This is a genomic window from Sphaerothrix gracilis Ecp01, from assembly GCF_030405905.1.
Classification (GTDB): Bacteria; Cyanobacteriota; Cyanobacteriia; order Phormidesmidales; family Phormidesmidaceae; genus Sphaerothrix; species Sphaerothrix gracilis.
The window spans coordinates 1-14,319 of the sequence record NZ_JASATW010000017.1 but is presented as its reverse complement, the minus strand read 5'-3'; the positions used below and the strand labels follow the sequence as shown (position 1 = coordinate 14,319).

General features: G+C 54.6%; 10 protein-coding genes and 1 pseudogene. 4 read left to right on the top strand and 7 right to left on the bottom strand.

Annotated features, from left to right (window positions below):
• Positions 1-8 precede the first annotated feature (8 nt).
• A complete protein-coding gene (gene carB, locus QJQ48_RS18260) occupies positions 9-3,248 on the bottom strand; it encodes a carbamoyl-phosphate synthase large subunit (protein WP_346292683.1) in 3,240 nt (1,079 codons plus the stop codon).
• 631 nt (positions 3,249-3,879) lie between these two features.
• On the opposite strand from carB, the gene QJQ48_RS18255 reads away from it, so the two are divergent.
• Entirely contained in the window at positions 3,880-5,013 is a 1,134-nt protein-coding gene (locus QJQ48_RS18255) for an ABC transporter ATP-binding protein (protein WP_346292682.1), read from the top strand.
• Here QJQ48_RS18255 and QJQ48_RS18250 read toward each other — a convergent pair.
• A complete protein-coding gene (locus tag QJQ48_RS18250) occupies positions 5,010-5,369 on the bottom strand; it encodes a rhodanese-like domain-containing protein (protein ID WP_346292681.1) in 360 nt (119 codons plus the stop codon). The genes QJQ48_RS18255 and QJQ48_RS18250 overlap by 4 nt on opposite strands.
• 298 nt (positions 5,370-5,667) lie before the next feature.
• Between QJQ48_RS18250 and mutL the strand changes: the two genes are divergently transcribed.
• Positions 5,668-7,347: a DNA mismatch repair endonuclease MutL gene (gene mutL / locus QJQ48_RS18245; RefSeq protein ID WP_346292680.1), complete on the top strand. Its 1,680-nt coding sequence runs from the start codon at positions 5,668-5,670 to the stop codon at positions 7,345-7,347.
• Positions 7,348-7,354: 7 nt separating this feature from the next.
• On the opposite strand, the gene ychF is transcribed toward mutL, so the two are convergent.
• On the bottom strand, positions 7,355-8,446 hold the full coding sequence (gene ychF, locus QJQ48_RS18240) for a redox-regulated ATPase YchF (protein WP_346292679.1): 1,092 nt from the start codon (positions 8,444-8,446) through the stop codon (positions 7,355-7,357).
• Positions 8,447-8,655: 209 nt separating this feature from the next.
• Between ychF and QJQ48_RS18235 the strand changes: the two genes are divergently transcribed.
• The gene (locus QJQ48_RS18235; RefSeq protein ID WP_346292678.1) at positions 8,656-9,264 is read left to right on the top strand and encodes a hypothetical protein; all 609 of its coding nucleotides are present in this window, start codon (positions 8,656-8,658) and stop codon (positions 9,262-9,264) included.
• Between the two features lie 90 nt (positions 9,265-9,354).
• Positions 9,355-9,930: a thylakoid membrane photosystem I accumulation factor gene (locus QJQ48_RS18230; RefSeq protein ID WP_346292677.1), complete on the top strand. Its 576-nt coding sequence runs from the start codon at positions 9,355-9,357 to the stop codon at positions 9,928-9,930.
• Positions 9,931-9,991: 61 nt separating this feature from the next.
• On the opposite strand, the gene egtD is transcribed toward QJQ48_RS18230, so the two are convergent.
• The 4 genes and pseudogenes from egtD to QJQ48_RS18210 form a co-directional block, all read right to left on the bottom strand.
• On the bottom strand, positions 9,992-11,035 hold the full coding sequence (gene egtD, locus QJQ48_RS18225; protein WP_428843064.1) for an L-histidine N(alpha)-methyltransferase: 1,044 nt from the start codon (positions 11,033-11,035) through the stop codon (positions 9,992-9,994).
• A gap of 142 nt (positions 11,036-11,177) precedes the next feature.
• The gene (locus tag QJQ48_RS18220; RefSeq protein WP_346292676.1) at positions 11,178-12,509 is read right to left on the bottom strand and encodes an SUMF1/EgtB/PvdO family nonheme iron enzyme; all 1,332 of its coding nucleotides are present in this window, start codon (positions 12,507-12,509) and stop codon (positions 11,178-11,180) included.
• Positions 12,510-12,512: 3 nt separating this feature from the next.
• Complete coding sequence (egtC, locus tag QJQ48_RS18215; protein ID WP_346292675.1) at positions 12,513-13,310, bottom strand: ergothioneine biosynthesis protein EgtC; 798 nt, start codon at positions 13,308-13,310, stop codon at positions 12,513-12,515.
• Positions 13,311-13,346: 36 nt separating this feature from the next.
• Positions 13,347-14,319: pseudogene (locus QJQ48_RS18210) on the bottom strand (hypothetical protein); the annotation flags it as partial.

Genomic DNA, 14,319 nt, shown 5'->3' with positions numbered 1-14,319 from the left:
ACATTTCTCTAAACGCTGAGATAATCCTGCAGCGCTTTGACACCTAGGGCTTCTTTCTGCAAGGCGCGAATGGCGGCAGCCGTCGCTTTGGCCCCGGCAATGGTGGTGATAATCGGAATCTTATAGGCCAGAGCCGTACGCCGAATAGAGCGATCGTCTTCTTGGGCTTCTTCTCCGGCAGGGGTGTTGAGAATCAGCTGAATCTGATTATTTTTAATCCAGTCCAGCACGTGGGGACGGCCCTCGTGTACCTTCAGCACCAGCTCTACGTCTAGCCCTTCATCCTGCAGGACCTGCCGGGTGCCCGCAGTCGCCACGATTTTAAAGCCCATTTCCGCAAAGGCTTTGGCAACCGGGACAACCGCCGCTTTGTCGCGATTGTTCATCGAAATAAACACGGTGCCCTCTAGGGGGAGTCGCTGATTAGCCGCGAGTTCCGCCTTGGCAAAAGCGCGGCCAAAGTCTACGTCTACGCCCATGACTTCCCCGGTCGATCGCATTTCGGGGCCGAGGATGGTATCTGTGCCCGGAAACTTTTCAAAGGGGAGCACAGCTTCTTTGACCGCAATGTGGTCTGGAATGATTTCCTCAGTCGCGCCTAGCTCAGCTAGGGTTTTGCCCGACATCACCCGCACCGCAACTTTAGCCAGAGGCAATCCCGTCGCCTTAGAGACAAAGGGCACCGTCCGCGAGGCCCGTGGGTTGGCTTCTAGGATATAAACCTGATCTCCCTGGACGGCAAACTGAATATTCATCAGTCCTATCACCTGCAGGCGCTTAGCTAGCTTGGTGGTCCAGTCGCGGATGGTGCTGAGGGCAGCCTCGCTGAGGGTGATGGTGGGAATGGAGCAGGCGGAATCTCCAGAGTGAATCCCAGCCTGCTCAATATGCTCCATGATGCCGCCGATGACCACTGTGCCGCTCTGATCGGCGATCGCGTCTACGTCCACCTCCACCGCGTTTTCCAAAAACTTGTCGATCAGAATTGGATGATCTGGCTCTACCTCCACTGCGTAGGTCATGTAGTGTTCCAGTTCCTTATCCGAGTAGACAATTTCCATCGCCCGCCCGCCTAGCACATAGCTGGGGCGCACTACTGCCGGATAGTTGATTTTCTGAGCGATGCGTAGGGCTTCGTCGTAGCTACGGGCAATGCCGTTGGGAGGCTGAAGAATATCCAGCTCGCGCAGAATCTGCTCGAAGCGTTCCCGGTCTTCGGCTGTGTCAATTGAGTCCGGTGAGGTGCCCCAAATTTGGGTTTTCGTCTCTGATAGAGAGGCCAAATATTCCTGTAGCGGCACCGCCAATTTTAGCGGCGTTTGCCCGCCAAACTGAATGATGATGCCCTCTGGCTGCTCCATCTCAATAATGTTGAGCACGTCTTCTTTAGTCAGCGGCTCAAAATAGAGGCGATCGCTGGTGTCGTAATCTGTGGAAACGGTCTCTGGGTTAGAGTTGACCATGATGGTTTCATAGTCATCATCCTGGAGGGCAAAGGAGGCATGGCAGCAGCAGTAGTCAAACTCGATGCCCTGACCAATCCGGTTGGGGCCGCCACCTAAAATCATGACTTTGCGGCGATCGGAGGGGGTGACTTCGTTCTCTTTTTCGTAAGTGGAATAGTAGTAGGGGGTGAACGCTTCAAACTCAGCGGCACAGGTGTCTACAGTTTTGTAAACGGGGATGATGCCGAGGGACTTGCGGTAAGTGCGCACCTCGTCTTCGGCAGTTTTCGTGGCAAAGGCAATCTGGCGATCGCTAAAGCCCTGCTGCTTCACGCCCCAAAGCTGTTCTGCCGATAGCTCTTTCAGGGGAGTTCGCTTTAGCAGCTTTTCGGTGCTGAGCAGGCCCTGCATTTTGTCGAGAAACCAGGGGTCGATGCCGGTCAGCTCGTAGATCTCTTCTACTGTCATGCCGAGCTGCAGGGCGTGGCGCAGGGTAAAAATGCGATCGGGGTTGGGGGTGCGCAGGTTAGCGCGGGCCTGGGCCAGCGTTGGCAGCTTCTCCCGGCGATCGCAGCCCCAGCCCGCCCGGCCAATTTCTAGCGATCGCAGGGCCTTCTGAAACGACTCCTGGAAGGTCCGACCAATCGCCATCGCCTCCCCGACCGACTTCATCTGAGTGGTGAGAATGGGCTTGGCACCGCTGAACTTTTCAAAGGTGAAGCGCGGCACCTTGGTAACCACGTAGTCAATGGTCGGCTCAAAGCTCGCGGGCGTTTTTTGGGTGATGTCGTTGGGAATTTCGTCTAGGGTGTAGCCTACTGCCAGCTTGGCGGCAAATTTGGCAATAGGAAAGCCAGTAGCCTTGGAGGCGAGGGCCGAACTGCGAGATACGCGCGGGTTCATCTCAATTACAATCACCTGGCCGTCATCGGGATTGACGGCAAACTGAATATTGGAGCCTCCCGTTTCCACCCCAATTTCGCGGATGATTTTGATCGAGAAGTCCCGTAGCCGCTGATATTCCTTGTCGGTTAAGGTCTGAGCGGGCGCTACGGTGATGGAATCGCCCGTATGAATGCCCATCGGATCGAGGTTTTCAATCGAGCAGATGATGACCACGTTATCTGCCAGATCTCGCATCACCTCCAGCTCGTATTCTTTCCAGCCCAAGAGCGACTGCTCAATTAGGATTTGCGAAACCGGACTGGCATCGAGGCCGGACTGGGAAATTTCCTCAAACTCTTCCTGGTTGTAAGCAATACCGCCGCCAGAGCCGCCCATCGTAAAGGCCGGACGGATAATCAGCGGATAGCTGCCAATCTGGGCGGCAATGGTCTTGGCCTCGTCCATCGTCTCTGCTAGCCCTGACGGGCAGACCCCCACCCCAATCCGCTCCATTGCTTCCTTAAAGAGCTTGCGATCTTCTGCCATCTCGATCGCGGCTAGGTTGGCACCAATTAGATCAACGCCGTATTTTTCTAAGGCACCGTTTTTCGCCAGCGCCACGGCTATATTCAGCGCCGTCTGGCCTCCCATCGTCGGCAGCAGCGCGTCAGGCCGCTCTTGGGCAATGACTTTTTCAACCAATTCTGGCGTCAGCGGCTCAATATAGGTGCGGTTGGCAATTTCTGGATCAGTCATGATGGTGGCTGGGTTGGAGTTGACCAGCACGACCTCGTAGCCTTCCTCTCTCAGTGCCTTGCAGGCTTGAGTACCCGAATAGTCAAACTCGCAGGCTTGACCAATAACGATTGGCCCTGAACCAATCAGCAGAATTTTGTGGAGGTCATCACGACGGGGCATAGACTTTACGGCTTCTGAAAAATCCCAACTATTTTAGAGGCTTTCTTGATTAATCGCTGATTGTTTTGCGGATTTAGTCTGGAGTCTCTCACTTTAAAGGTTCTCTAGGGCATAAATGTTAGTCGGCCTCTCGATGCCGCAGATAGGGATGGGCATCAGCAGAAACCGTCCATCTATCGAGTAAAACCGCTGAGCTGACAGCTAATGTCTATTTAGCAGGCATAGCGACTTTTTAGGCGATCGCTTTGCCGTCAGCGGGAATTCCAACAACAGCTTTGTAGCTGAGTCTACTAAGACATCGCCAGGCTGGAGTCAACTGCTCTAACCAGTTGAAAATAGATCGCAGCAGTAACCGAGTAATTTACGGCGTTAGCCGTGGCCCTATTCTCAACCGCAAACCCGAAACTGGCCGTCTGCTAAGGCGTGAAATCAGTCTCAAAACTCGTCTCTACCCAGCTCTAGGCCGTTGACAAAAATGAGCGAATGGCTAAGATTCTGCGTTACGAGTGTGAAATAAGCTTAAAATGGACCTTAAGTCGGTAGACGCTTTAATGCATCAGACTTTCAATAAAAACAGTCAAAAGAATTTAGATTACAAATTTTTGTCTCACTATATTCTCTAGTCTTATCAATGCTGCTTCAATCCAAAGTTCCCTCTGCTCCTACCCTACAGCCACAGCCCGTTCTGCGCCTAGAAAATATTGCCAAACGCTATGGCCGCACTGGTCCCTACGCGGTTGAAGCTGTCAACCTCCACCTGGGCAGCGGTGAGCTTTTGAGTTTGCTGGGCCCCTCTGGCTGCGGTAAGACGACTCTGCTGCGTCTGATTGCCGGATTTGAGCGGCCCCAGCAGGGCGTAATTGAGCTAGCTGGCGCAACGGTCTGTGCGGCTGGGCGTTGGACAGTGCCGGAGCAGCGAGGGGTGGGCATTGTCTTTCAGGACTATGCCCTGTTTCCGCACCTGAATGTGGCTGAGAACGTCATGTTTGGTCTAAAATCCCTGGTTCGGCAGGGCGATTTAGTCAAGTCAGACTGCCAGCGCCGGGCACATGAAGCGATCGCCCTGGTGGGTCTAAGCGGTTTAGAGCAGCGCTATCCCCATGAGCTATCCGGCGGACAGCAGCAGCGGGTGGCGCTTGCTAGGGCACTGGCGCCGCGTCCGGCTTTGATCTTATTAGATGAACCTTTCAGCAATCTAGATGTACAGGTGAGGCTCTATCTGCGACAGGAAGTGCGCGATATCCTTAAAAGCATCAACGCTTCGGGAATTTTTGTCACCCACGACCAAGAAGAAGCCCTCGCCATTTCTGATCGCCTAGCAGTGATGCGACGCGGACACATTGAACAGGTCGGCACCCCGGAAGAAATCTACTGTCAGCCTGCCTCCCGCTTTGTGGCTGAATTCGTGACGCAGGCCAATTTTATTCCGGCGCGGCGACAGGGCAAGCTGTGGGAGACAGAAATTGGTCACTTTGAACTGAGCGCCAGCCAGACAGCGCAGGCAGAGCGCGGTGAACTGATGATTCGCCAGGAAGACTTGCAGATTGAGCTGGACGAGCAGGCGCCGTTGCTGGTGCGCGATCGCCATTTTCTCGGCAGAGAATATAAATACTGCCTCAAAACCCCTTCCAACCAAATGCTCCATGCCCGCACGACTGTCCGTCTGCCGGTGGGAGCGCACGTCCGCGCTGCCGTCAGGCCGCAGCAGCTACGCTTTTTCCCCGCTCACGGTGAAGCTTACGCCCACCTATCTGCTGCGGCTTAGGCCGCTAAGTTGCCGGTAGACTCGGTGGGAAAACCGACTGCTTTCCAGGCTGCTACGCCACCGCGCAGTAGCGAAACATTGCGGAATCCGGCTGAGTGCAGATGGGCGACGGCTTCAGCCGCTTCTTCATCGGTATCAGCATAAACGTATAGATCGCGCTCAGGCTCTAGGCTTGCGGTGGCGCTGTTGACCAGCTCCGCCATTGGCATCGAAACCGCTCCCAAGATGCGAGCCTGGTTGAACAGTTGGCGATCGCGCACATCAATAATGGTCAGGGCTGGCTCACCCCAGTCTAGGCGAGACTTGAGATCATACACGCGCGAATACGCCTGAATCGGAGCGGGCTTAGGAAACATGGTCGGTTCTCCTAGAAGAGGTTGAAGCTAGAAAAATGAGAAATATATCTGCAACTTAACAAAACATTTTGTATTTGTGTAAAAATTTATGCCTGATGAATTAAAATATTACCGTTTTCTGGTATGGGCTGTGTCATAGGGCACTATTTATCGTTTTGTTTAAGCTGATTCAATGCTTAAAGCGCCAAGCGCCAAAACTTTTAGAACAGAGATAACCCAGCCGCTTAAACATCTGCAATTGGCTGCGCTAGGCTGAGAACAAGGAATATACAGATTGTCTGCAAGATTGCCCTAGCGCGTGATTTCTCAAATTCAGCCCCTTTCAACTGAGCTGGTTCATTTAATTGCCGCCGGTGAGGTTATTGACTCTGCCGCCGCTGTGGTGCGCGAGCTAGCGGAGAATGCCTTAGACGCCGGTGCTACGCGCCTGATAATTTCAGTCTGGCCGGAGCAGGGCCGCATCCGCGTTGTGGATAATGGCCGGGGAATGAGTTTAGCGGATCTAAAGCAGGCCGCTGCTCCCCACAGCACCAGCAAAATTCGCACCCAGGATGACTTGTGGGCGATTCGGAGTCTGGGGTTTCGGGGTGAGGCCCTGCACAGTCTGAGTCAGCTAGCCAATTTAGAGATTTGCAGCCGTGAGCCGTCTGAGATTGAGGGCTGGCAGGCCGTTTACGATCGCCAAGGCCAGGTGGCTGACCTCAAAACCATAGCGATCGCCCCCGGCAGCATTGTCACCGTTTCCCATCTGTTTCAGGACTGGCCTACCCGCCGCGATAGCTTACCCAGCATCCCGCAGCAGCTCCGGGCCATCCAGCTCATGGTGCAGCAGCTAGCCCTGTGTCATCCCCACGTCACCTGGCAGGTAGAGCAGCGCCATCGTCCCTGGTTTACCCTGTGGCCGGGACCCTCAGCCCAGACTATTTTGCCCCAGCTTCTGCGCCATACCCAGCCCGCTGATTTGCGCGAGGTGAACTGGTCGCTGACGCTGCCCGCTGACGCTGCCAGCGGCGGTCAGGCTTATGTGCTGCTGGGCTTGCCCGATCGCTGTCATCGCCGCCGCGCTGACTGGATTAAGGTGGCCCTCAATGGCCGCGTTGTCCAGGCCCCGGAGCTAGAGCATACTTTGATTGGCAGCTTTCAGCGAATGCTGCCCCGCGATCGCTATCCGGTTTGCTTTGTCCACCTGCAGCTCAGCCCCGCTTACATCGACTGGAACCGCCATCCGGCCAAGTCAGTCGTCTATTTGCACCATCTAGAACACTGGCAGGCTCAGGTTTCAGAGGCGATCGCCCAGGGACTGGGCCGGGTGCCGCACTCTCTGCTGGAAACGGCTGACAACAGCCGGATTGATCAGGTCCTGAAGACAGCGGAGGCGGCAGGCGTCTATGGCAATTCCCGTCAAATTTCCCCTGCGGAGCCGACGGAACCTCAGGGCAGTCTGCAGGCGATCGCCCAGGTGCATGGCCGCTACATTCTGGCGGAGTCTCCCACCGGAGTTTGCCTAATTGAGCAGCACATTGCCCATGAGCGGGTGCTGTATGAGCAGCTCTGCGATCGCTGGCAGATCGTGCCCCAGGAACCGCCGATTGTGCTGTCTCATCTCAGTTCAGCCCAGGTGCAGCAGCTCCAAGCGCTTTCGCTCTCAGTTGAGCCATTTGGGGAAGACCTGTGGGCGGTGCGGGAGGTCCCGGCAGCGTTGGCGGATAGGGAAGACTGTGCTGAGGCTTTAGTGGAGCTGAGCCTGGGCGGTAGCCTAGACGCGGCGCTGGTGGCAACTGCCTGCCGCACTGCCATTCGTAACGGCGTTGCCCTCAGCCAGCCGCAGATGCAGGCGCTGCTAAGTCAGTGGCAGCAGACGCGCCATCCCCGGACGTGTCCTCACGGTCGGCCTATTTGCCTCAATTTGGAGGAGTCTAGCCTGTCGCGCTTTTTCCGCCGTCATTGGGTAATCGGCAAAAGTCACGGCCTGGAGTAGACAAGGCTTATACGTTAAAGCGAAACAGCATAACGTCCCCTTCCTTGACAGTGTATTCCTTGCCCTCGCTGCGGACTAAGCCTTTCTCCTTGGCCGCATTCATCGAACCGGCTGTGACTAAATCTTCATAGGCGATGGTTTCGGCGCGAATAAAGCCGCGCTCAAAGTCGGTATGAATCACCCCTGCCGCCTGGGGGGCCAGCATCCCGGACTGAATTGTCCAGGCCCGCGTCTCTTTTGGCCCCGTGGTGAAATAGGTGCGCAGCCCCAGCAGCTCGTAGGTGGCGCGAATCAGTGACTTGAGGCCCCCTTCTGTCACACCCAAAGACTCCAGAAAGTCCACTCGTTCCTCAGCCGAAAGTTCTACTAGCTCTGCCTCCACCTGGGCCGAAACCACCACTACCTGAGCTGCTTCTGTCGCGGCAAGCTGCCGCACCTGCTCGACCCACTCATTGCCCGTAGCGAGGTCTTCTTCTGAGACATTGGCCGCGTAGATAATCGGTTTGCGGGTGAGCAGTCCTAGGGGTTTGATGATCAGGTCTTCCTCGGCCTCTAGCTCAACAGCGCGGGCGGGTTTGCCTTCGTCTAGAGCGGGCTGCAGCTTTTCTAAAATTTCCAGTTCTGCCTGAGCTTCTTTATTGTTGCGAGCCTGCTTGCGAACCCGCTCTAGCCGCCGCTCGATTTGGGCCAGATCTGACAGCGCCAGTTCTAAGTTGATGACTTCGATATCGCGCAGCGGATCGATTGAGCCAGAGACGTGAATAATGTCGTCGTTCTCAAAGCAGCGCACCACGTGCACAATGGCGTCAACTTCCCGGATATTGGCTAAAAACTGGTTGCCCAGTCCTTCCCCTTTACTGGCTCCCTGCACCAGTCCGGCAATATCGACAAACTCAACCCGGGCTGGCAGCACTTCCGCTGATTCCGAAATTTTGGCTAAAACGCCCAAGCGCTCATCCGGCACCGCCACCACGCCTACGTTTGGCTCAATCGTGCAGAAAGGAAAGTTAGCCGCTTGGGCTTTAGCATTAGCGACGAGGGCGTTAAACAGCGTTGATTTACCGACATTCGGGAGACCAACAATTCCGGCTCTTAGCATGGTGATTTTTTAGCGTTTGCGGTAGCAACTAAAGGGTAGCAGTGGCTCTCAACCTATCCTGCCATTTTTTAAAGGCGCCAGACAGCGAACCAGCTAGAAAAGGCTCAGGCAGATTCTGCTTTGGCTCAGACCTCGGCGAAGATTTATCTTATCGCTTAGATGCTATGCTTTGGCTACAATAATCCCGTTCTTTCGTGGCAATGAGAGCGATGGCCATTCGGCGCGTCAGGTTGGCGGCGACTACTGCAATTTTGCTCAGCTCCTTGCTTGGTGGCTGTAGCTTTATGGAAGATCTCCTGGGCATTTCTGAGCCAGTTGAGATTGACTCGGTAGATCCAGATTCAGGTATCCGCAGCTCAGGCGATGATAGCCTCAATCTGGGTCTTCGCAGTGACGAGGGAGACATTCAGCTATCGCCTCCCCTCAACTGGCAGCAAACGGAAGGACTGCACCGCAATGCGGATTTGCAGTTGGCGCGTCCGGCTGAGGATCTCTACACCCTTGTACTGGCCGAAGATAAGAACAACCTAGATAAATTCACCCTCGAAAATAACGCCACGACCTATCGCCGCCTGCTAATTGCTGGCTTAGATCAGTTCATTGAAGAAACCCCTACCGAGGTAGATCTAGTCAACAGCAACAACGCGGTGCAGTACGTGATTGAAGGGATTTACGACGAAGTGCCCATCACATACCTGCATACCACCGTGGCGACCCAGCGGGCTTACTATCAGATCATTAGCTGGACGCAGGCTGACCAGTTTGATCAACATGTAGACGAGTTTCAGCAGATAGCCAATAGCTTTCGCGAGAATTAGTCACGGCTGTCAAAATATGGCCTAATGAAGAAGGGACTAGCGCGATCGCGCTTTGGCCTTGATCTATCTTGCTGACTTTCGGCTAGTTGAATGCTGCTTCACGTAACTGCTTTTTTCAGACGTTTTTTCAAGTGTATTGCCTTAGCGCTGGTACTGTTCAGCCTATTGGGGCTGCTGCCCGGAGCGGCTTGGGCCGGACTGAATGACGATCGCTATGACGGCAACATTTTTGCGCTATATGCGGGCAATGGTTCACTGGTGCCGCCGCGCGTCAGTTTGGCCCAGTCTCTCAAAACCAATAAGCCCGTACTTCTGGTTTTTTACGTAGACGACAGCTCTGACTGCAAAGAATATTCGTCTGTTGTTTCTCAGCTTCAGGCGCCCTATGGACGAGCCGCTAATTTCATTCCGATCATGGCCGACTCAGTGCCGGTCAAAGAGCGCTACGAGCCGACGGAGCCAGGCTATTACTTTGAGGGAGTCGTGCCGCAAACTCTGGTTTTTAATCAGGCGGGCGAGGTGGTCTTCAATGAGGCTGGCACTGTTGAGTACACGACTGTAGACGATGTGATGCGGCAGGTGTTTGATCTGCTGCCGCGATCGGAATCAATTGAGCTAAAGCGGCGTCCGGTCAACGAGGTGAACACCGAACTGGTAAACGAATAAGGCTGGCGTCTGCGGTAGGGATTTGGCCGGTCAAACCCCTACCGTAGCTATGGTTTACAGGCTATTGACGCTGACATAGCAGTAGAGCAAACCAGTCACGCTCATCGGTGAAGGTTTTAAGCACAGAGAGATTGAAGCCTGCTAGCTCCTGAGTTAGAACTTGCACATCAAACTTGCGTGAAATCTCACTTAGCAGCCGTTCGCCTTGGGCAAAATGCACCCGTAGATCCAGCGCTGCTAGCCTAACCGTCTGTTCAACTAGGCTTTCAATGTAAATCTCGACTTGGTGTTCGACCTCGTTATAAAAAGCCACGTGCTTAAACTGAGAAACCTCAAAATTGCCGTCAAAGCGCCAGTTGAGATGATGCAGCATATTCAAGTTAAACGCCTCTGTCCCCCCCTGACTGTCGTTATAGGCCGCTTCTAAAACTGCTTTGGGCTTGCGCAAGTCCACGCCCAGCAAAAAGTATTCCTGAGGCTGTAGCGCCTGGGATATCTTCGCCAAAAATGCCTGACAAGCCGCTGGCGTCAAGTTGCCCAAAGTGCTGCCAATAAAACCAATCATGCGGCTAGGCAGCTTCGCCTTTGGCAAGTGAGCTAGCGCTGTTTCATAGGTGCTGACCAAGCCGTGTACCTGCAGGGTGGAATAGTCCTGCAAAAGCTGGAGGGCACTGTCTTTGAGCATACCGCCGCTGACATCAATCGGCAGATAGCGCAGGGGATAGCCCGCCGCCTGATAGGCGTCTAGCAGCAGGCGCGTCTTAGTTGAGCTACCGCTGCCTAATTCAACGAGTTCACAGGGGCCGGTGAACTGCGCGATCGCGGCGGCTGAGCTTTTTAATATTTGAGTTTCGGTGCGGGTCAGATAGTATTCCGGTAGCTGGGTGATTTGCTCAAACAGTTGCGAGCCGCGATCGTCGTAGAAATACTTGGGGGGAAGTGTCTTAGGCTGCTGGGTCAGCCCATGAATAACGTCCTGCCCCATTTCGGTTTCAGCTCCGCTATTTAACCCATTTTGCAAGGTCAGCCGGTCTTCTATAGACGTTGTTGCTCCTGCCTCAACGGGCTTTAGCGGCGACATATGAGGCGGCTTAGAGATTGGCATAGTGTTTTATCAACGTGACAGCAGCACCTGTAATCAGCCTTGGGGGCTTTAGGCGTAAAAAATGCACAGCTAACTGGCAGACATTAGGATGCGAGCGTATTGTCCCACTGGCGATCGCTTTGCGGCTAGGGTTTTAGATACATTAGTCAGACACGCAGCGAAAGCCCGCAAAAACCTGTCGCACATGGGGGTGGTACCAGTTGCGAAATGTGGTGCGCCGTGCCCAAGGACGAGTAGCCCAGCTTCCTCCCCTCAAGACTCGATGCTGACCGTCAAAATACGCCTGGGAGTAGCCCCGGTAAGGATAAGCTAGAAAACCGCGATATCCAGTAAACCAGGAAGCTGTCCACTCCCATACCTGCCCGCAGGAGGCCGCTAGAGCAGACTGGGCCGTAGGCACCGCTTTTGCGCGATCGCTGCCATTGTAGAGCCTGGGATCGCCCCGTCCGTCTGTCGCTGGAGTGACTTCTGATACAGAATGAGCCTGCATTGCCTTTTCCCACTCTGCCTCGGTCGGCAGCCGTTTCCCCACAAAGCAAGCATAGGCCGCTGCCTCATACCAGCTCACGCCGCAGACAGGTGCATCATCCGAGTGCGATCGCCAATAGAGCGGACGCTCTACTCGTGCTTGCTGCAGCCACTCCCAGCCCGCCGCTGACCAATACTGCTGCTCTCGATAGCCGCCAGCAGCCATGAACTGGTGAAATTCTGCCTGCGTCACCGGATAGGGGTCAACGTAGAAATCGTCTAAATAAACTGAATAAGCTGGTGTCTCATTGTCGATTGCCTCGATGCCGTCATAGCCCATTTGGAAGGGACCAGCGGGGATGAGGTGGGGGGTGGCAGATAGGGAGGATGAGGCAGATGGATAGCAATAGTAAGACGTTGATAGTAGACGTGGATTGCTGAATTGCCCAACATTTTCTGTCTCGATCGTCTCAAGCTTCCCCATCTTCCCCGTCTCCCCCTCTCCTAGCCGATGCATCTGCTGCACCATCATCATGGTTTCGTAGTGCTGGCTTTCATGCTGCAGGAGCCAGTGCCAGAGGCGGCTTTGCTGGGCTAGGGGGGCGATCGCCAGGTAGTCTAAAACTTCAGCCCGCAGGGTGTCGAGATAGGTGAGCAGGGTAGGCAAATCGGGTAAGTTTTGCCGTTCGGCTTTGGGCAAGCCGTCAGCAGCAAAAAGCTGGCGGTACTGGGGGAAAGGGCAGGGGCGCTGGGCTAGATGTTCTAGAATCCAGAGGGATTCGGTGAAGCCGATATGGCCAAGGTGCCAGCCGATGGGGCTGAAGTCGGGGTGGGCCTGCTGGTAAAACGCGGTGTCGTCTAGAGAATTGGCTAGGGCTAGGGTGTCAGCCCGGCAGGCAAGGTAGGCTTGCCGCAGGTGCGATCGCGTCTGTTCTAAGTCAGCGTCTAGTCGGGCGGCATGGGGCGATCGCTCAGGATGAAACCGGCTGAGAGAGCTAGCGGTCATAGCTTAGGCAAAGTCTAGGGGACGGCTGTGAATTTCTAGGTCGCGGCTGACCTGTAGCAGCATAGAGGGCTGACAGGGTTGCCAGTCGGCAGCAAAAAGCGGTTCAGAAACCACCAGCACTGATTCTGACAGTAGCGGATCGTCTCGCAGCCAGTACAGGGAGGGCTGCGGATCTGCCGTGGCAAAGCGAGCGAATATCAGTTGCTGGCCGTCGCTAACCACAACATTGGCCAGGGTACGGATGCGGTGCTGCTGGCTCAGCTCGGCTAGCTGCTGCAGAGTTTGATACAGGGCTTCTCCTAGGGAGAGATGGGGCTGGGTTTCAAGCTGGTGCACCAGCAGGGCAAAAATATGCTCAGAATCGGTGGAGCCGTGAATGCTCTGGTAGGCGACATCGCAGAGGCGATCGCGCAGCGGGCGATAGAGCGACTGACGAAAGTTTTCAATAAAGCCGTTATGGACAAAGAGGATTTGCCGGTGCTGAAAGGGCTGGCAGTTATCGATACTGATGGCCTGACCAATAGTGGCGCTGCGAATGTAGGCCAGAGTGCAGCTAGATTCAATGTAGCGGCTTAGGGCTGGCAGATTGGTATCGTTCCAAATCGGCAGGGTGTTGTGATAGACAAAAGGTTCGCAGGAGTGCTGCGGATGATACCAGCCCAGACCAAAGCCATCGGCATTGAGCAAGGCAGTTTCCATCTCGCGCGGCTGATAGCTCTGCTCAATCAGCGAGTGTTCTGGCTTAATTAGCAGGCGATCGAGCGTGACAGTAGGGCCTAAATACCCCAAAAGGCGACACATATCGCTTTTTTTGCCCCCAGAAGAATCTATTGGTGACTATAGCTCATCTCGCCGCGCTCCGACGAACTGCTCCGTTTTGCCCATAATGTCTCTAACCAAGCGTTCACTAAAGCCCGCCACAAAGGAAATGGTGATATAGAGATAAATCTTTTGGCTGGGCTTGATTTCACTGGTGGAGAGGAAGTTCACAAACAGGCCAGATTCCAGCAGGGCTACCAGGAAAAAGGCGAAGGTCATGCCCACCAGGGGTCTGAAAAAGCCGATATAGAATAAGTCCAACTGATTCACCGACTGCTTAGTGACAAATTCGTCGGCCCGCACAATCACGCTGACAAAGCTACCCAGTGCCCCGGTGGCCATCACCACTAAAATCAGCGGAATATCGACGGTGTTAAAGCTCTGCTGAATAACCTCAAACAGCTCGTCTATTCTCTGGAGTCTGCTAGGTCGCCGAATGGCTCTGAGAATCTGGCGTCTCTCTTCTGCCTGCAAACTTCCCCAGATGGTTGAAGTTGTCAAAGCGTTCTCTAAGGCCGTTAACTCGGTTTCAGAAAGCGCGGTTGCTAAAGTATTAGGGCCTGAATTTTGGCCCTCTTCTGCCGCAGTTGCATCCTCTGCTGCTGAGGCATTGCCTTCGGTTTCAAGACTTTCACCGGTCGATTCGCCGGTCCCATCACCATCTTCTAAAAGCGCGGTTGTAATGGCCTCCCGGACTGAGGTGAGGGCGCTGCTTTGTTTCAATAGCCGTTCTTGCAAATTTGTAGAAACTTGTCTGACCTCTGCCAGCATGGCTTGGGGGGTGAGTTCTGCTTCTACATACTCTGGAGGCGCATTAACAGTGCAGGCGGTTGTCGTGCTGATAGAGATGTCGCAGTTTTCGAGCTGGCTCAGCCAAAATTGTTGTTGCCCTAGGAGGGACGTGGGAAACAATGCTGGCTCGGTCTGTGGTTGCTCCGGTTGGGGCGGTTCGGCCTGCGGCTGTTCCGTCTGTAACGGCTCTGTGGGCAGC

Excerpts from the sequence above, each read along its gene's own strand:
- QJQ48_RS18230 (WP_346292677.1), top strand. The coding sequence starts at position 9,355 with ATGCTGCTTCACGTAACTGCTTTTTTCAGACGTTTTTTCAAGTGTATT.
- QJQ48_RS18255 (WP_346292682.1), top strand. The coding sequence starts at position 3,880 with ATGCTGCTTCAATCCAAAGTTCCCTCTGCTCCTACCCTACAGCCACAG.
- QJQ48_RS18220 (WP_346292676.1), bottom strand. The coding sequence starts at position 12,509 with ATGACCGCTAGCTCTCTCAGCCGGTTTCATCCTGAGCGATCGCCCCAT.
- QJQ48_RS18250 (WP_346292681.1), bottom strand. The coding sequence starts at position 5,369 with ATGTTTCCTAAGCCCGCTCCGATTCAGGCGTATTCGCGCGTGTATGAT.
- carB (WP_346292683.1), bottom strand. The coding sequence starts at position 3,248 with ATGCCCCGTCGTGATGACCTCCACAAAATTCTGCTGATTGGTTCAGGG.
- QJQ48_RS18235 (WP_346292678.1), top strand. The coding sequence starts at position 8,656 with ATGGCCATTCGGCGCGTCAGGTTGGCGGCGACTACTGCAATTTTGCTC.
- ychF (WP_346292679.1), bottom strand. The coding sequence starts at position 8,446 with ATGCTAAGAGCCGGAATTGTTGGTCTCCCGAATGTCGGTAAATCAACG.
- egtD (WP_428843064.1), bottom strand. The coding sequence starts at position 11,035 with ATGCCAATCTCTAAGCCGCCTCATATGTCGCCGCTAAAGCCCGTTGAG.
- egtC (WP_346292675.1), bottom strand. The coding sequence starts at position 13,310 with ATGTGTCGCCTTTTGGGGTATTTAGGCCCTACTGTCACGCTCGATCGC.